Raw genomic sequence first — 16,528 nt, 5'->3', positions numbered from 1 at the left:
AGCCGATGATTGCTCCCGGATGGCAGCAGGTGCTTTTGGTGGCATGCGTGGCCGCGGTCGTTTCGGCCGTCGGGATTTTGCTGATCCGTCCCCTTCTCTTGAAGCACGCGCTGGCAAAGCCGAATGCACGATCATCCCATCGCGTTCCGACCCCGCAAGGCGCCGGCATTGCCGTGATAGCGGCGACGCTTGTGGTCGCGGGCGCCGTGCTCTTCGGCACCTGGGACGAGTTTACGGCCCTCGTGCTGTTTGGCGCGACCGTGTTTATCGCGGCGCTCGGCTTTGCCGACGACCTCAAACCGGTTCAGGTGTTGCCGCGCCTTGTTCTGCAGGCGATCGCGGTCGGCGCGGTCGTACTGGTCAGCACGTGCGATGATCTTCGCATTGCGCCGTTCATCCCGATCTGGATCGAGCGGGCCTTGCTCGTGCTTGCGGGGCTGTGGTTCGTCAATCTCGTCAACTTCATGGATGGCCTCGACTGGATCACGGCCGCCGAGGTCATACCAGTCACGGCCGCGCTTGCGATGCTGGGTGTGCAGGGCGACGTTCCGCGGATCGCCACGATTATCGCCGCAGCCCTTTGTGGCGGGTTGATCGGCTTTGCGCCGTTCAACCGTCCGGTGGCAAAAATCTTTCTCGGCGATGTCGGCAGCCTGCCGATCGGCCTCTTGCTCGGCTGGTGTCTGTTGCAACTTGCCGCTCAGCATCACCTCGCCGCCGCGCTGCTGTTGCCGCTTTATTATCTCGCGGATGCCACGGTGACTTTGTTGCGCCGGATGATGCGCGGCGAGCCATTCTGGATTGCGCACCGCTCGCATTTCTATCAGCGCGCCACCGATAACGGCTTTGCGGTGATGCAGGTGGTGGGCGAGGTCTTTGCGCTCAATCTTCTTCTTGCCGCGTTGGCGCTCACCTCGATCGCCATGCGGTCGATTGCGGCCGATGCCATGTGTCTCGCGCTCGGCGCTGTTGCGGTCGCGCTTGTGCTGTTTCGGTTTTCGCGGCCAAGGAAAATTGTAGCGGTCTAGGCCGCGTTCGAGCCGAATTCCGGCACCGCGTCCTTCAGGATCGCCTTGATGGTCGCGGGATCGTCGTTCTCGATCGCCTGCCGCAGCGCCGCCATCCAGTTCTTGAGCGCCTGCATCGGCGGCTCGTTGGGCTTGGCCGCCATCACGCCGGCAACGCCGATCTCGACCGGCGGCTCTTCGGCCGCGAACAGGATCTCGTTGAGCCGCTCGCCCGGCCGCATCCCGGTATATACGACTTCGATATCGACGCCGGGCTGCAAACCCGAAAGACGGATCATCCGCTCGGCGAGGTCCACGATCTTCACGGGCTGGCCCATGTTCAAGACGTAGACCGACACAGAGCGTTGGCTACCTAGCGCATGCGTTGCCGCCGTGATCACGAGATCGCAGGCTTCGCGGATGGTCATAAAGTAACGCACCATCTCGGGATGGGTCACCGTGACCGGCCCGCCCGCCTCGATCTGCGCCTTGAATTTCGGCACCACCGAGCCGTTGGAGGCTAGCACGTTGCCGAACCGCACCGAGATCAGCCGCATGCGCTTGGGCCGCGCCTGCGCCAGATCATGATCCAGCGCCTGGCAGTACATTTCGGCGAAGCGTTTTGTTAGTCCCAGCATCGAGACCGGTTCGATCGCCTTGTCGGTCGAAATCATCACCATCGCCTCGGCGCCGGCGGCAAGTGCCGCATCGGCGACGTTGACCGAACCGAAGATATTGGTCTTGACCCCTTCGCTCCAGTCGCGCTCGAGGATCGGCACATGCTTGAGCGCCGCCGCATGGAATACGAGATCCGGCTTGAATTCGCTCATCAGCCGCGTGATCCGTTCACGGTCGCGGATGTCGGCGATACGGCCCTCGATCTCCGCTTCGACCTCTTGGGCCGCCAGCGCCTCGGTGACGGCGTAGAGCGCGGGTTCGGAATTCTCGATGATCAGAAGCCGCGCCGCGCCGAAGTCGACGATACGCTGGCAGACCTCCGCGCCGATCGAACCGCCGCCGCCGGTGACGATGACGCCCTTGCCTTTGACCAGCGCCTCAAGGCGCGCATAGTCGATGGTCGTCGTCGGCCGCAGCAACAGGTCCTCGACCGCCACAGGAGCAAGGCGCGGCGTCTCGCCGCCTTCGAGCGACGGCAGCCGGCTCACGATCAGCCGCAGCCGCTTTGCCCGCATCATGAATGTTTCCGGATGCGCTTCGGCCTCGAAGACCGAGGGCAGCATGACGACACGCGCGATCGGCTTGTTGCGCCGCGCGAAATCGGCGGCGACGTCCTCGATGTCATCGATGTTGCCGAGCACGGGAACGTTGCGGATCAACTGGCCGCGATCGGCGACTGACGGCGAAAGAATGCCGATCGGCCAGATCCGCTTCACGGCACCGCTTTCGATGCCGCGCAGCAGGACTTCGGCATCGGCGGTGCGGCCGACCAGCAGCGTCGGCGACGCGTCCTCGGCCCGCGCGTGATGGCGAACCCGCGTGTACCGGAAATAACGATAGGCAAAGCGCAGCGCGCTGAGCGATGTGATTTCGAGGAACCAGAACAGGACGATGGTCACCTTGCCGAAAAAGAAGGTGCCGTGCACGTTGGGCGCGACGAGAATGTAGTCGAGCGCCAGCAGCGCGGTGGCCAGCACGGTCGTCACGCGCAGGATGTTGAGGGCATCCGGCAGCGAGATGAAACGCCATTTCGTGGTGGTGAGATTGAAGAGATAGCAGACCACGAGGCTGAGCAGGAGGAAGTACGGCAGGATGCGCAGCATCAGCGGCAGGCGCTCGACAAACTGCTCACCGCCCTCGAAACGCAGATAGAAGGCGGCAACAAACGCAACGGCCGTCGCCAGCACGTCGTGCAGGGCGATCAGGTAGTTGCGCAAGGTCAGATGCGTCAAACGCGTCATTCGACAACCGATAGTTTTACGGCGACACTCGCCTCACCGCTGATAGCCCATCTCGCATGCGCTGGAAAGCATCAGGACGCATCGCTTGGCGGCGCTTTGGATGTTCCGCTCGCCTTCAGCACCACGCCGCCGGCAATACCGACGCCGAGCACATACATCCAGCCCTCGTGAAAATCGAAAATGTGGGAGTTGAACAGCGAGGTGAAGATGTTCTGCACCACCACCAGCAGCCCGATCCAGTTGAAGAGCCCTTCGCCACGGAACATCCACAGATGGGACAGCCACATCGCGTAGAGCACGATGACGCCGAGCACACCCCACTGCACGGCGACGTTCAGGGTCTGGTTATGCGGATTCCGGATCACTTCGGCGGCGGCGCCGGTTTGTCCGGCGGCGGCTTTTTCGAACAACCCCTCGGTCGATCCGGTGCCGTGACCCTTGATGGGCGCCTCGCTGAAAAACAGCAGCGACTTCCGCCAGAACTCGAGCCGCTCGCCGACGGAGGTGACATTTCCCTCCCTGGAGAGCTCATATTGCTGGCCGATCGATGTGATCTTCTCGCGCAGCAGCGGCGAGGCGCCCCACGCCAGCGCGGTCAGCACGAGCGCGCCCGCCAGCACGGCGACGCTGGTCTGCCAACGCAGGTGAAGCACAGCGAACACGGCCAGCATGATCGGAATCGTGATCAGCGCGGTGCGCGACACGATGACGAAGATCATGTTCGTCAGAAAACCGAGGCTGAGCGCAGCAAGCAGGAGCGCCAGCGCGGTCCTCTTCTCGCGCGCAAGCGAAACAATCGGAAACGCCAGCGCCACGGCGCACAAGGCGAACTCCTGGCTCTGGTCGATATAGTTCTTGACGAAGATCCCGGGCGAATCGACGCCGGTGCCCCTCGCCTTGAGCGTCAGGTCCGGAAAGAACCAGACGATCCAGGACATCGCGAGAAGCGCGACGCAGGAGGCCAGAAAGGCGATCAGGACCCAGAGGCCCCGCTCCGATCGCCGGAAATGATGGAACAGCAGCGGCAGCAGCAACAGCTTCGCGGTCGGTGCGACTGCGTAGAAACGCATCCCCCAGCGCGCGTCCGACCACAGCGTGCCGACGAGCGCGAGCGCGAACAACGCGATCGGCGCAGCGCAGATCGGGCGCTTCAGCGACGCTGCGAAATCGCTCGCATCGATCGTCGGCAGCTTCACGACCACGAGCGCTACGCCGAAAATTCCGACCAGAGACGTCGACCATGGCAGCGAGGCCGCCAGCAGCACGGCAACGATATCGGCCGTGGTCATCCAGGCCGCAGGATCGCGCCATCGCCGCGCCAGCAGCGCGCCGATCGGCTCGGCGGCAGCACTCACGCCTTGCCTCCGGATTTTTTATCTCCCCTTGCGCGATCGACCAGCGAGGTCGTGGAAAAGCCGGCCAGCACCTCGACGAGGACCACCTGACCGCCATGCGCCTCGACGATCTCGTGGCCCACCACCTGCTCGCGGGTATAGTCGCCGCCCTTGACCAGCACGCTCGGCTTGATCTGCTCGATCAATTTGAGCGGTGTGTCCTCCTCGAAGATCACGACGAGATCGACTGCCTCCAGCGCCGCCAGCACTTCGGCACGCGCGCGTTCGACCTGAACCGGCCGGCTCTCGCCCTTCAGCCGCTTGACGGAAGCATCGCTGTTCAGGCCCACGATCAGGCGATCGCAGGCCGCGCGCGCCGCGGTCAGAACCTTGACGTGGCCGGGATGCAGGATGTCGAAGCAGCCATTGGTGAAGCCGACGCGCAAATCCTGCCTGCGCCATTCGGCAAGCCGCGCCTCCAGTTCCTTGCCATGCGCGACGATCTTCTCTTCGGCGGCGAGAAACGCATGCGGCAGGATCTGGCGGCGAAGCTCTGCCGGCGTCACCGTCGCGGTGCCCTTCTTAGCCACGGCAACCGCGGCTGCGGCGCTTGCGAGCCGCAACGCATCTTCCCACTCAGCGCCCGCGCCGCGCGCAACCGCCAGCACCGCGACCACCGTGTCGCCGGCGCCAGAGACGTCGCGCACGCGCACCGGATAGGCCGGCACGTGAACCGCCTCGCCCTTGCGCGGCACCAGTGTCATGCCGTGCTCGCTTTGTGTCACCAGAAGTGCCTCGCAATCGGCAAGCTGCATCACGTCCTGCGCGGCAGCCGCAATGTTCTCGCTTGAATCGGCGCGGCTTCGGGTCGCTTCGGCAAATTCCTTGCGGTTCGGCGTCAGCAGCGTCGCCCCGCGATAGATGGCAAAGTTGGCGCTCTTGGGATCGACGATCACGGCTTTGTTCAGTTTGCGCGCGGCGTCGATGACGTTGCGGATCACGCGCGCCGTCAGCACACCCTTGGCGTAATCGGAGAGCAGCACCACATCGGCGCGTGCGATCAGCGGCAAAATCGTGTCGATCAGCTTCTGCTCGGTGTTGCCTGTCGCCGGATGAGACATCTCCCAATCCGCCCGCAGCATGTGCGTCCGGTAGTGTTCGGACACAAAACGCACCTTGCGCGTGGTCGGCCGCGCGCTGTCGGTCACCAGAACGCTCTCGATCTGCGGTTCCCTAGCCAACGCCGCCTTGAGTTCCGCTCCCGCCGCGTCCTCGCCGATCAGGCCGACAAAGATGCATTTGGCGCCGAGTGCGGTGATGTTGCGCGCGACGTTACCGGCGCCGCCAATATTGGTCTCGCTGCGCTTTGCGGCGATCACCGGCGCCGGCGCCTCCGGCGAGACCCGCGACACCTCGCCATAGACGAATTCGTCGAGCATGAGGTCGCCGACGCAAAGCACGGTCTGGCGAACCATCTCACGGTGAAAGGAGTCGAAATCCAACATCGGCTTCTATTTCCGTCAGCGATAGCGATCGGCGGAATCGAGATAGTTCTGGACGTAATGCCCGACCGCTTCCTCCAGCGGCGTGAAGCCGCCGTTATAGCCGGCGCGCTGCAAGCGATCGACCTCGCTTTGGGTAAAATACTGGTAAGCGTCGCGGATCGACAAGGGCATGTCGATGTAGCGGATGTTGGGCGGAGCGTTAAGCGCCGCATAGGCCGACAGCATGAGATCCCGAAAGGAACGCGCCTTGCCGGTGCCGACATTGAAGAGGCCGGAGACTGACGGCGTCGCGAGCAGCCACATCGTCACGCGCACCACGTCGTCGACATAGATGAAGTCGCGCCGCTGATCGCCATCGGCAATGCCGTCGCGATGCGACTTGAACAATTCGACCACGCGCCCGCTTTTGATGTCGTCGAAGCGGCGCGCCAGCACGCTCATCATCGTGCCCTTGTGATATTCGTTCGGCCCGAACACGTTGAAGAACTTCAGGCCCGCCCATTGCGGCGGCAGCTTGTCGCCCCGCGCGGCGCGCGCGATCACGCCCATGTCGAACAGATGCTTGCTCCAGCCGTAAAGATTCATCGGCCGCAGCGTGGTCAATGCGGCCGGATCGTCATCAAAGCCCTGGTCGCCGTTGCCGTAGGTCGCGGCCGAAGAGGCATAGATGAACGGCACCGCATGGGCAGTGCACCAGTCGAGCAGCCGCATCGAGAAGCGAAAGTTGGTCTCGATCACGAGATCGCCGTCCGTCGCGGTCGTCTCGGAAATCGCGCCCATGTGGATGACGGCCTCACACTTGCGGCCATTGAGCCACGACATCAGTTCCGCCGGCGGCACGATATCGGCAAGCTGGCGCTTGGCGAGGTTGCGCCACTTGCCGGCATCGCCGAGCAGGTCGCAGACGACAACGTCCGCGCGGCCGGCGTCGTTGAGCGCAGCCACGATGTTCGACCCGATAAAACCGGCCCCACCGGTCACCAGCAGCATTCCGCACCCTGTCCGTTGAACTTAAAGCTTTGCCTTAACCCTGCCCGGCAGGCAACTTGGGTTGCCCGATATGGTGAAGGTTAAAGCGAGGCTTTACCTGCCCTTGCGGAGCCAGTACGGAGGCAGCCGAGGGCAGACCATCACAAAGATATGAATAAAGATTCAGACCATTCCGTGGCTGTGGAGGATGCGACCGATACAAGGCCGATCCTGATCATTCCCTATATGTGGATCGGCGACTTCGTCCGCGGCCACAGCGTGGTGCGGGTGCTGAACCAGCGCTTTCCGAACCGGCCTGTCGATCTCCTGACCACCAGCCTTTGCGCCCCTCTGGTCGATTACATGCCGGGCGTGCGCGCCGGCATCAAATGCGACCTACCCCGCGGCCGGCTGGCGATCGCCAAGCAGCGCGCCCTCGCCGCTGAGCTGAAGGCGCGGAACTACGCCACCGCGCTCGTGCTGCCCCGGACCTGGAAATCGGCGATTGCGCCGGCTTTGGCCGGGATCCCCGAACGTATCGGCTTTGTCGGCGAGGCGAGATTCGGCCTGATCAATCACTGGCGCTGGGGCGAAAAGGCCCTTCCCCGTTTCCTCGACAAGAATGCGGCCTTGGCGCTGCCGGACGGCGCCGCCCGGCCGCCTGAATGGCCGGTGCCGCAATTGCGGGTGCCGCGGGAAGACGCGATGCGCTTCCGGCAGACGCGCGGGCTCGGTCAAAACATGGCCGTGGCGCTGGCGCCGGGCTCGGTCGGCTCCTCAAAGCGCTGGACGTATTATCCGCAAGCCGCAAAGCTGCTGGCCGAGCGCGGCCTCGACGTCTGGGTGATCGGCGGGCCCGGCGAGAGCACCATCGCGCAGGAGATCGTCGCTACGGGCGGCGAACGCGTGCGCGACCTCACGGGAACGGACCTGCGCAACGGCATTCTGGCGATGGCGGCGGCTGATATCGCGGTCAGCAACGATTCCGGGCTGATGCATATTGCGGCCGCGCTCGGCACGCCGACCATGGGGATTTTCGGCCCGACCAGCCCGAAACTATGGGCACCGATCAACGGCCTTGCGGCCACTGTGCAGACCAAGACCAGCGTGCCATGCCAGCCCTGTCACCGCCCGGTCTGCACCATGAACGATCACCGCTGCATGCGTGACATTCCACCGTCTGACGTGGCCGACACGGTGGCGCAAGTGCTCGCGGACGCGGGCGTCGTCGTGCCGCATTAAGCACGATGCGCGCTTGCGCGAGCTATCCATGACGACTACCAAGAACGCATCCAACCGAAACGGTGACACGTGAGTCGCACTTCGCAGGACCCGATCGCAGCGCATCTTTCGCTCTCGCGCGAGGCGATCGAGCGCGCCGCTCACGATGCCGCGCTGCTCGACACCGCGCGCAAGATCGCTGACGTCATCACGGCCGCCCTGCGCAATGGCCAAAAACTCCTGATCGCGGGCAATGGCGGCAGCGCCGCCGATGCCCAGCACATCGCCGCCGAAATCGTCGGCCGCTACAAGAAGGACCGTCCGGCCTGGGCCGCGATTGCGCTGACGACGGATACCTCCGCGCTGACCTCTGTTGGCAACGACTACGGTTTTGAGCATATTTTTTCGCGACAGGTCGAAGGCCTCGGCCGCCGCGGCGACGTGCTGCTGGCTATGACCACCTCGGGCCGTTCGCCGAACATTCTGGCGGCATTGAAAGCGGCACGACAGCAGGGCCTGATCACGATCGGCTTCACCGGAGCCAAGGGCGGCAGCATGGGTGCGATGTGCGACCATCTGCTGGTCGCGCCGAGCGACGACACCCCGGTGATCCAGCAGATCTACATGGCATTCGCGCATGGCATCTGCGACGCGATCGAACAGACGCTGACCGGCAAATGAACGCGCGTGCGCCAGGCTCTGTCGCGTCAAGACCGGCGGCGTTCCTCGACCGCGACGGCGTCATCAATCATGACGACGGCTATATGGGCACGCGCGATCGCATCCGCTGGATGCCGAATGCGGCCAAAGCGATCAAGCGACTCAACGACGCCGGCTACTTCGTGTTCTTCTTCACCAACCAGTCGGGCGTCGCGCGTGGCTTCTTCAGCGAAGAGGCGCTCAACAGCTTGCACGACTGGATGCGCACTGAACTGTCAGCGCAAGGCGCCGTCATCGACGATATCCGTTACTGTCCGCATCATCCGGACGGAACGATTGAAGGCTATCTCGAGGATCACCACTGGCGAAAGCCCAAGCCCGGCATGATTCACGACCTGATGGAGCATTGGCCGGTGCGCCGCGAAGGCAGCTTCGTGATCGGGGATCGTGCCAGCGACATCGAGGCGGCCGACGCTGCCGGCCTCCCCGGTTTTCTCTTCACCGGCGGTGATCTCGACGCGTTCGTGGCGGATATTTTAGGATCTCGTTTGGCGTCTCACTCGAAGCCGAATTCGCTTGAAAAACCCGCTTAAGAGGGGCAAACGGGGTTTGGCAGAGGGGCGCCAGTCGCGGCCGATCCCCATGGAAAATGGATGACCGAACTCCCGCGAAAAATCACCGACGATCCTTATGGCGCGGCGGTTCTGATCCGCCGCCTCGTCATGGAACAGGGGCTCGCCTATTGGCGGCGTTATCTGCTCGCGTTTTCGCTGATGGCCGTCTCCGCCGCGACCACGGCCGGCTCCGCCTGGCTGCTCGGCCAGGTCATCAACCAGGCCTATGTCGACAAGAACATTCGCGGCATCGCGATCCTGTCCGCCATCACCGTCGTGATCTTCATCATCAAGGGCGCTGCAACCTACGGCCATCAGGTCATTCTGTCGAAAATCTCGAACGCCATCCTCGCCAGCAACCAGCGCGCGCTGTTCGCCAAATTGATGAACGAAAGCGTCGGCTTCTTTTCCGATCGGCATTCGTCCGAATTTCTTGCGCGCCTGACCGCGGGTGCCAACTCCGTCACCCAGGTGCTCAGCCTCCTCATCAACGCAGTCGGCCGCGACGTACTCTCGCTGGCCGCGCTGATCGTGGTGATGGTGTCGCAAGATCCTTTGATGTCGCTGCTCGGATTGCTGGTCGCGCCGCCCGCGATGCTGGTGCTGCGCAAGCTGGTGCGGCGGATCAAGAGTCTTGCGCATACGCAGTTCACCGGCACCGCCGACATCATGGAGACCATGCAGGAGTCGCTGCAGGGCATCCGCACCGTGAAGGCGTTCACGCTGGAAGAGACGATGCGCGAGCGGATCGACACCAGCATCAAGGCCGTCGAGGACAACGCCAACAGGATGGCGCGCGTCTCCAACCGGTCGAGCCCGCTGATGGAAACGCTCGGCGGCCTCGCCGTCGCCGGCACCTTGATGTATGCCGGCTACAACGTTGTGGCGAACGGCGCCACGCCCGGTCAGTTCTTCTCGTTCCTGACCGCGTTCCTGCTCGCCTATGAGCCGGCCAAGCGGCTGGCGCGGCTCAATCTCGAACTGAACTCGAGCCTGATCGGCACGCGGAAACTGCTCGAAATCATCGACAGTCCGCCGAGTGAGCCCGACGACGGCGACAAGCCGGCGCTCAAACTGACCGACGCGCGCGTCGAACTGCGGGACGTCAGTTTTGCGTATCGGCCGAACGAAGTGGTGCTCGACCACATGAGCTTTGTTGCCGAACCCGGCAAGGTCACGGCACTGGTCGGCCCTTCCGGCGGCGGCAAGTCGACGGTGCTGGCGCTGCTGTTGCGCTTCTATGAAGCAACCAGCGGCGACATTTTGATCGACGGCCAATCGATATCGAGCGTCTCGCGTCATTCGCTGCGAAGCCAGACGGCCTATGTCGGACAGGACGTTTATTTGTTCCGCGACACCATCCGCGCCAACATCGCCTTCGGCAAGGAAAACGCGACCGAAACCGAGATCACCGAAGCCGCGAAGGCCGCCTGCGCCCACGATTTCATCATGGGTTTTCCGCTCGGCTACGACACGCCGGTCGGCGAACACGGCACACAACTCTCCGGCGGCCAGCGCCAGCGCATCGCCGTCGCCCGCGCGCTGCTTCGCAACGCGCCGCTGATCCTGCTTGACGAAGCGACAGCTGCGCTCGATTCCGAATCCGAAAGGCAGGTGCAGGAAGCGATCGAGCATCTGTGCCAGAACCGCACCACGATCGTGATCGCGCACCGCCTGCACACCATCATGCATGCCGACACGATCCTGGTGGTCGAGGGCGGCCAGATCGTCGAGCGCGGACGTCACGACGATCTCCTGCGCCGCAGCGGCCGTTATGCTTCCTTCTTCCGTCTGCAACAGCGCGCGCCGACGCTGGCGCCATCGGAAGCCACCGCATAAGACTTTGCAACTGACAACTCCAACCAACGAGAGCGCCATGAACGCCACCGTCATCCCCGCTTTGTCCCAGCCGTCATTGCCCGTCGTGGGCGAAAAAGGCGTCTATCCGGTTCGCCGCATCTGGTGCGTCGGGCGCAACTACCTCGAGCACATCCGCGAGATGGGCAATGACGAGCGCGCGCCGCCGTTCTTCTTCGCCAAGCACGCCGACATGCTGGTGGCCGATGGCGCCACCGTCCCCTACCCGCCGCTGACCAAAGACCTGCATCACGAGGTCGAGCTGATCGTTGCCATGAAGAGCGGCGGCTTGAACATTCCAGCCGACAAGGCGCTCGATCACGTCTACGGCTATGCGGTCGGCATCGACCTCACCCGGCGCGACCTGCAGCTTGCCTCGCGCAAGAAGGAGCGGCCGTGGGAAGTCGGCAAGTCCTTCGACTATTCCGCGCCCTGCTCGGCGATCCAGCCAGCCGCCAAGATCGGCCATCCCGCCAAGGGCAAGATCTGGCTCACCGTGAACGGCAAGGAAACGCAGAAGGGCGATCTCACCGAACTGATCTGGAGCGTTCCCGAAATCATCTGGCAGCTCTCGCAGCAGGTGAAGCTTGCCGCCGGCGACATCATCATGACCGGCACGCCGGCCGGCGTCTCCCAGCTCCACCCGGGCGACAAGATCGAATGCGGCGTCGACGGCGTCGGCACGCTGAAGGTCGCGATCGGTCAGCCGGAGAAGTGAGGGACTCTTTCGCTCGCTTGTTCGTTTTTCGTCATGCCCGGCCATAGCCGTTCGAAGAACGGCGTCGCTTCCGCTCGCCTATGTGCCGGGCATCCACGTCTTTGGTAGCGCGAACAAGAAGGACGTGGATGGCCGGGTCAAGCCCGGCCATGACGGAGAAGGCAGCGCTACCGTCCCAGCGCCTGCAGTCCCTTGAAGGTCAGGCGCTTCGGGTCTTTCACACCCGCGAGATAAAACCGGCGAATGAAATCGGCGACCATGTCGCGGTCGCAATCGGTGAGCGCCACCACGGCGTCAATGGCAATTCGCTGAGCGTCCATAGCGTTTCCTCGCGACCCGACTGCTCCATCGTCATCGCGAGGAGCGGAAGCGACGACGCGATCCAGAATCGTATTGGACTGGATTGCTTCGCTGGCGCTCGCAATGACGGTTCAGGCAATCTACGCATCGCCGATTAATCCGGCGTTAACCGCATCGCATCGTCGCCGATTCGAGGAAGTTCCCGTATACGCGAAACCACGCATGGGAGCGTGGAACCGTCTCACGAATACTTCATCACGCCGTCGTCGATCTTGCCCCAGCGCAAGCTCACGATGTCGAGCGCGTAGTTCTGATAGAGCCGCCACGGCCGCTTCGAGCCTTGCTTGGGCATTTTGGCGACCGCCCGCTGCACGTAGCCCGACGTGAAATCCAGCGCCGGAATTTCCTGCACCGTCGGATCGACATTGTGCGGCACGCAACTCTTGTAGCCGTGCCGATCCATGTAGTTGAGCAGCCGGCAGACATATTCGCAGGTGAGATCGCATTTCAGCGTCCAGGACGCATTGGTGTAGCCAAACGCCGACGCGATGTTCGGCACGTCCGAATACATCATGCCCTTGTAGTTCAGCGTCTTCGCAAAATCGACCTTGCGGCCGTCGACGGAAACTTCCATGCCGCCCAGCACCTGCAACACCAGCCCGGTCGCGGTGACGATGATATCGGCTTCGAGTTCGCTGCCGTCCTTCAGGCGAATGCCCTTTTCGGTGAAGCGGTCGATCTCGCTGGTCACGACGGACGCGCGCTTCTCGCGGATCGACTTGAAGAGATCGCCATCGGGCACGAGGCACAGCCGCTGATCCCATGGATTGTAGCGCGGGTTGAAGTGGGTCATGACGTCGTAGTCGGCGCCGAGCGCCATCCTGACGCCGCCGAGGATCAGTTTTTTCACCCGCTCGGGCTGACGTCGCGAGAGCTGGAAGAAATACATGCCGAACAGCACGTTGCGCCAGCGTATCATGTGATAGGCGATCGCATCGCCGAGCCGCTTGCGCAATTTGATCGCAAGCTGATCCTGCGCCGGACGCGACACCACATAGGTCGGCGAGCGCTGCAACATCGTCACATGCGACGCGAGTTTCGCCATTTCCGGCACCAGCGTGACGGCGGTCGCGCCGGAGCCGATCACCACCACGCGCTTTCCGGTATAGTCGAGCGCCGCCGGCCATTTCTGCGGATGGACGATCTGGCCCTTGAAGTCGTCGCGGCCTGAAAATTCCGGCGTGTAGCCGTCTTCGTAGCGGTAGTAGCCCGAGCACATGAACAGGAAATTGCAGGTGAAGTGCGCGGTCTCGGCTCTGCCCTCGCCCGAGCTGCGCTCGGCTTCCACGGTCCAGCGCGCCTCCGCCGTCGACCATGACGCCTGCTTGACCCTGTGACGGAAACGAATCTTCTTGTCGATGCCGTTCTCGGTTGCGGTCTCGCGCACGTATTTCAGGATGCTCGGCCCGTCCGCGATCGCCTTCGGCGCGGTCCACGGCTTGAACGAATAACCGAGCGTGAACATGTCGCTGTCGGAGCGAATGCCGGGATAGCGGAACAGATCCCAGGTGCCGCCGATGCAATCGCGCCCTTCGAGAATGACGAAGCGCTTGTTCGGACATTTGTGCTGCAGATGATAGCCGGCACCGATGCCCGAGAGCCCGGCGCCGACGATCACGACATCGAAATGTTCCGTTTGCTGGGTGGTTTCCAGGACCTGCGACATGGCTATCGATTAACGCCCGGACGCGGCGAAAATCAACGGCAAACGCGAGAGCGTGGAACGCTTTCGGCCGGTAAAAATGTCTCATCGCATTCCGCGGTGCGGACATAAGCTCGAACCAGGCCGCAAAAAAAGATCGGTCCCGGATGGAAGAATTCCGGGACCGTCCTTCGGGCCAGGCTTATGCGTTAACTGCCGGACGGATTCAGGTTCGGATTGACGCCGCCGACGCGCGACGGATCTCGTCCGCTGAGACCAAAGCCTTCCGGCCCCGGGTAAGCCTGAACGGCCGGCGGGGCCGCGATGACGCCCGGGCCGACCTGGTTGTACGACCGATAGAACCTGCGCAATCGGGCTTCCCGTCCGTACCGCGCATGGGATGCCGGACCGACATACGATCCTGCAACGCCGACGTTGGTGGCGTTGCTTACATCCTGAGCGAATGTGGGAGCCGCGACAGACGCCGAAAGAATAACCGCGGCCGTGATCGTCTTCATATAGTTCATTCGTTTCTCCGTTCTCAACGATCGACCAATCCCGCGCGCGAAGCGGCGTTCCGAAAAACCGGAAATCGTGATGATTGGTCCTTCGCGCCTCGCTGAGGCGTGAAAATTCGTCACCGCTCACGGAGCTTGATCAACGTGAGCATGCAAACTTCACGCGTTCCCGCGTCCAGAACGTGACTGACCGGGAGCGTTGACGACGTTGCTGGCGGGGCGATTGATGTTTCGCGGGGTCAGTACGGCGGCGGCTTGCGTTGCCGTTGCGCTTTCGCAGCCTCGATCCACCACGCAAGGTCGTCCGCGAACCGCGGAAATGACGCCTCTAATGCTTTGCCGCCCTCGCCGACCGGCTCGCCTTCGACGGACAGCGCATGACCGATCTGGCCGACAGCGATGGTGGAGGATATGACCACCATCCCCATTTCGGACAGCGTCCCGTGCCAGGCTGTCGACGCACGCGCGCCGGACAGCCGGCCCGCCGAGTAACTCGCGATCGCTGCCGGACGCCAGAACCACTCCTCCAGAAAGTGATCGGTGAGGTTTTTCAGGCCCGGCTGGATGCCCCAGTTGTATTCGCCGGTCACGAACACAAAGCCATCGGCGGCCTTGATCTTCTGCGCAAGCGCTTCGAGATTCGCGGGCGCCTCTCCCTTCCTGTATTCCTTGTACATCCGATCGAGCATCGGCAGGTTGACCGCCTTGGCGTCGACCAGTTCGACATCGCCGGTCCGGCGTGCCAGCTGCCTGATGATATAGTTCGCGAGCCGAATGCCCATCCGCTCGGACCGATAGGAGCCGTAGAAGACAAGAATGCTCATGACAGTCACTCCGTGATCGATCCGCCGGCTGCGGTTCCCTGACACTTGACAACAGAATACCACGCACCGGCGTGAAGCTGAGAATTTCCTGACGTGATCGCAGGCCGCAACGGCGCTATGATCGACCGGGAGCACCGATGGGAGGATTGACATGGACGATCGATCCATTCGGCTTGCACTGGAGCGTCACTGGACGGCTTCGGATGCGAGCGATTTCGACGTCGAGCATGAAATCTACCGCGAGGACGCCGTGCTCGATTATCCGCAATCGGGCGAGCGAATCCGCGGCCGGCGCAACATCCAGGAGAGCCGGTTCGTCCAGCCGAACAAGAAGCGCTTCGCAGTCCGTCGCATTGTCGGCAGCGGCGATCTCTGGGTCACCGAATTCACGCTGAGCTATGACGATAGACCGTCTTACACGGTGAGCATCATGGAATTTCGCGACGGATTGGTGACGCACGAAACCCAATATTTCGCGCAATCCTTTGCGCCGGCGCCCTCGCGCGCGCATCTTGTCGAGCGAACTTGATTGGACGAGCCATCTCGGCTTGAATGGTGTTCTAGTGGTCCGATTCTAACATTTGTATCCCTTCTCAGCAGGCACTTTTACAAATGTTAGAATCGAAGGACCACTAGCAAGCATCTCTTTTTAGTGGAGCTTTGGATTTGACATTCGCTTGTCGAACGCGCTGCCAACGGGTAGCGAATGTCAAATCCGCTCCACTAGCAATCGCTTGTCTATGGTGTCCATTCATGTCGCGCTTCGTGTCTCTCACAATTGCTGTCGTCCTGTCCCTGCTCGCAGGCGTCGTCCAGGCTGCGCCGGATCACAAGAAGCCGAAACCGGTCTGGCACGGCTACGGATTCCTGCCGGGCTATCAACAGCCGCCGAGCAACAGCCAGCCGCTCTATGCCCAGAAAAACGGGTTTGCGCGCGCGGCGCGCCTCAACAAACGCCCTTGGTATATCGACCCGGTGCCGCGTTATTACGGCTGGGACGACGAATGGCACTATGTCGGCCGGCCCGGCATTTACGGCGGTCGCTTCAACGGCGGCACCTTCGGTCCGTGCTGGACGCGGACGCCGATCGGCCCGATCTGGAACTGCGGCTGAGTGATTATCGCGCGACGGCGGCATCTCGCCTGCGAACAGAAAACGATAACCTTACCGCGAAGTTCGCTTCGCATTCGCCGTAAAACAACGGAACCGGCAGAGCCAACCGAACCCTTCAATTTGGCTCGAACTGCGCGGATTCATTTCAAGCTAACCCTGTTACCGCGCATTTGATGGGCTATTCATCAAGCGTAAGCAGAAGCTGGTATTCGTGGCCTGATAGGCAAACGACAAACGTTGCCGGATCTTTAGAGCTCACGAGGCAAC

General features: G+C 62.6%; 16 protein-coding genes. 8 read left to right on the top strand and 8 right to left on the bottom strand.

The window, feature by feature from the left end:
• The first annotated feature begins 5 nt into the window (after nt 1-5).
• Nucleotides 6-1,028: an MraY family glycosyltransferase gene (locus VFB05_RS24865; protein ID WP_414643316.1), complete on the top strand. Its 1,023-nt coding sequence runs from the start codon at nt 6-8 to the stop codon at nt 1,026-1,028.
• Here the strand turns inward: VFB05_RS24865 and VFB05_RS24860 are convergent.
• The 4 genes from VFB05_RS24860 to rfaD all read right to left on the bottom strand — a co-directional run bounded on the left by VFB05_RS24860 (nt 1,025) and on the right by rfaD (nt 6,755).
• Nucleotides 1,025-2,926, bottom strand: a complete 1,902-nt coding sequence (locus VFB05_RS24860; RefSeq protein ID WP_325017269.1) for a nucleoside-diphosphate sugar epimerase/dehydratase — start codon at nt 2,924-2,926, stop codon at nt 1,025-1,027. The genes VFB05_RS24865 and VFB05_RS24860 overlap by 4 nt on opposite strands.
• Nucleotides 2,927-2,997: 71 nt before the next feature.
• Entirely contained in the window at nt 2,998-4,281 is a 1,284-nt protein-coding gene (locus VFB05_RS24855) for an O-antigen ligase family protein (RefSeq protein WP_325017267.1), read from the bottom strand.
• Nucleotides 4,278-5,765 (bottom strand): D-glycero-beta-D-manno-heptose-7-phosphate kinase, encoded by a 1,488-nt coding sequence (gene rfaE1, locus VFB05_RS24850; RefSeq protein ID WP_325017265.1) that lies wholly within the window; start codon nt 5,763-5,765, stop codon nt 4,278-4,280. Before rfaE1 ends, VFB05_RS24855 begins: the two co-directional genes overlap by 4 nt.
• Before the next feature lie 15 nt (nt 5,766-5,780).
• Nucleotides 5,781-6,755 carry an ADP-glyceromanno-heptose 6-epimerase gene (gene rfaD, locus VFB05_RS24845; RefSeq protein ID WP_325017263.1) on the bottom strand — a complete coding sequence of 325 codons (975 nt, stop codon included), beginning with the start codon at nt 6,753-6,755 and terminating at the stop codon, nt 5,781-5,783.
• A 150-nt stretch (nt 6,756-6,905) separates the two neighbouring features.
• Between rfaD and waaF the strand changes: the two genes are divergently transcribed.
• The 5 genes from waaF to VFB05_RS24820 all read left to right on the top strand — a co-directional run bounded on the left by waaF (nt 6,906) and on the right by VFB05_RS24820 (nt 11,804).
• The gene (gene waaF, locus VFB05_RS24840) at nt 6,906-7,976 is read left to right on the top strand and encodes a lipopolysaccharide heptosyltransferase II (protein ID WP_325017261.1); all 1,071 of its coding nucleotides are present in this window, start codon (nt 6,906-6,908) and stop codon (nt 7,974-7,976) included.
• Between the two features lie 69 nt (nt 7,977-8,045).
• Nucleotides 8,046-8,636, top strand: coding sequence for a D-sedoheptulose 7-phosphate isomerase (locus tag VFB05_RS24835; RefSeq protein WP_325017259.1), 591 nt, complete (start codon nt 8,046-8,048; stop codon nt 8,634-8,636).
• Nucleotides 8,633-9,208: an HAD family hydrolase gene (locus VFB05_RS24830; protein WP_325017257.1), complete on the top strand. Its 576-nt coding sequence runs from the start codon at nt 8,633-8,635 to the stop codon at nt 9,206-9,208. Before VFB05_RS24835 ends, VFB05_RS24830 begins: the two co-directional genes overlap by 4 nt.
• 60 nt (nt 9,209-9,268) lie before the next feature.
• Nucleotides 9,269-11,068, top strand: a complete 1,800-nt coding sequence (locus VFB05_RS24825) for an ABC transporter ATP-binding protein (protein WP_325017255.1) — start codon at nt 9,269-9,271, stop codon at nt 11,066-11,068.
• 37 nt (nt 11,069-11,105) lie between these two features.
• Nucleotides 11,106-11,804 carry a fumarylacetoacetate hydrolase family protein gene (locus VFB05_RS24820; protein WP_325017253.1) on the top strand — a complete coding sequence of 233 codons (699 nt, stop codon included), beginning with the start codon at nt 11,106-11,108 and terminating at the stop codon, nt 11,802-11,804.
• Nucleotides 11,805-11,971: 167 nt separating this feature from the next.
• On the opposite strand, the gene VFB05_RS24815 is transcribed toward VFB05_RS24820, so the two are convergent.
• The 4 genes from VFB05_RS24815 to VFB05_RS24800 all read right to left on the bottom strand — a co-directional run bounded on the left by VFB05_RS24815 (nt 11,972) and on the right by VFB05_RS24800 (nt 15,148).
• Nucleotides 11,972-12,124 carry a hypothetical protein gene (locus tag VFB05_RS24815; protein WP_325017251.1) on the bottom strand — a complete coding sequence of 51 codons (153 nt, stop codon included), beginning with the start codon at nt 12,122-12,124 and terminating at the stop codon, nt 11,972-11,974.
• Between the two features lie 221 nt (nt 12,125-12,345).
• Nucleotides 12,346-13,830: an NAD(P)/FAD-dependent oxidoreductase gene (locus VFB05_RS24810; RefSeq protein WP_325017249.1), complete on the bottom strand. Its 1,485-nt coding sequence runs from the start codon at nt 13,828-13,830 to the stop codon at nt 12,346-12,348.
• A gap of 185 nt (nt 13,831-14,015) precedes the next feature.
• A complete protein-coding gene (locus VFB05_RS24805) occupies nt 14,016-14,333 on the bottom strand; it encodes a hypothetical protein (RefSeq protein WP_325017247.1) in 318 nt (105 codons plus the stop codon).
• Between the two features lie 230 nt (nt 14,334-14,563).
• Nucleotides 14,564-15,148, bottom strand: coding sequence for an NADPH-dependent FMN reductase (locus VFB05_RS24800; protein WP_325017245.1), 585 nt, complete (start codon nt 15,146-15,148; stop codon nt 14,564-14,566).
• Nucleotides 15,149-15,299: 151 nt separating this feature from the next.
• On the opposite strand from VFB05_RS24800, the gene VFB05_RS24795 reads away from it, so the two are divergent.
• Both VFB05_RS24795 and VFB05_RS24790 read left to right on the top strand, forming a co-directional pair.
• Complete coding sequence (locus tag VFB05_RS24795) at nt 15,300-15,677, top strand: nuclear transport factor 2 family protein (protein WP_325017243.1); 378 nt, start codon at nt 15,300-15,302, stop codon at nt 15,675-15,677.
• A gap of 224 nt (nt 15,678-15,901) precedes the next feature.
• Nucleotides 15,902-16,261 carry a hypothetical protein gene (locus VFB05_RS24790; RefSeq protein ID WP_325017241.1) on the top strand — a complete coding sequence of 120 codons (360 nt, stop codon included), beginning with the start codon at nt 15,902-15,904 and terminating at the stop codon, nt 16,259-16,261.
• Nucleotides 16,262-16,528: the final 267 nt, after the last annotated feature.

It is taken from the genome of Bradyrhizobium sp., assembly GCF_035652035.1.
In the GTDB taxonomy this organism is placed as follows: domain Bacteria; phylum Pseudomonadota; class Alphaproteobacteria; order Rhizobiales; family Xanthobacteraceae; genus Bradyrhizobium.
The sequence above is the reverse complement of the archived record's forward strand: the minus strand, read 5'-3'. Positions and strand labels throughout refer to the sequence as shown.

Excerpts from the sequence above, each read along its gene's own strand:
- VFB05_RS24860 (WP_325017269.1), bottom strand. The coding sequence starts at position 2,926 with ATGACGCGTTTGACGCATCTGACCTTGCGCAACTACCTGATCGCCCTG.
- VFB05_RS24790 (WP_325017241.1), top strand. The coding sequence starts at position 15,902 with ATGTCGCGCTTCGTGTCTCTCACAATTGCTGTCGTCCTGTCCCTGCTC.
- VFB05_RS24830 (WP_325017257.1), top strand. The coding sequence starts at position 8,633 with ATGAACGCGCGTGCGCCAGGCTCTGTCGCGTCAAGACCGGCGGCGTTC.
- VFB05_RS24825 (WP_325017255.1), top strand. The coding sequence starts at position 9,269 with ATGACCGAACTCCCGCGAAAAATCACCGACGATCCTTATGGCGCGGCG.
- rfaD (WP_325017263.1), bottom strand. The coding sequence starts at position 6,755 with ATGCTGCTGGTGACCGGTGGGGCCGGTTTTATCGGGTCGAACATCGTG.
- waaF (WP_325017261.1), top strand. The coding sequence starts at position 6,906 with ATGAATAAAGATTCAGACCATTCCGTGGCTGTGGAGGATGCGACCGAT.
- VFB05_RS24820 (WP_325017253.1), top strand. The coding sequence starts at position 11,106 with ATGAACGCCACCGTCATCCCCGCTTTGTCCCAGCCGTCATTGCCCGTC.
- VFB05_RS24800 (WP_325017245.1), bottom strand. The coding sequence starts at position 15,148 with ATGAGCATTCTTGTCTTCTACGGCTCCTATCGGTCCGAGCGGATGGGC.
- VFB05_RS24815 (WP_325017251.1), bottom strand. The coding sequence starts at position 12,124 with ATGGACGCTCAGCGAATTGCCATTGACGCCGTGGTGGCGCTCACCGAT.
- VFB05_RS24805 (WP_325017247.1), bottom strand. The coding sequence starts at position 14,333 with ATGAACTATATGAAGACGATCACGGCCGCGGTTATTCTTTCGGCGTCT.
- VFB05_RS24865 (WP_414643316.1), top strand. The coding sequence starts at position 6 with ATGATTGCTCCCGGATGGCAGCAGGTGCTTTTGGTGGCATGCGTGGCC.
- VFB05_RS24795 (WP_325017243.1), top strand. The coding sequence starts at position 15,300 with ATGGACGATCGATCCATTCGGCTTGCACTGGAGCGTCACTGGACGGCT.
- rfaE1 (WP_325017265.1), bottom strand. The coding sequence starts at position 5,765 with ATGTTGGATTTCGACTCCTTTCACCGTGAGATGGTTCGCCAGACCGTG.
- VFB05_RS24810 (WP_325017249.1), bottom strand. The coding sequence starts at position 13,830 with ATGTCGCAGGTCCTGGAAACCACCCAGCAAACGGAACATTTCGATGTC.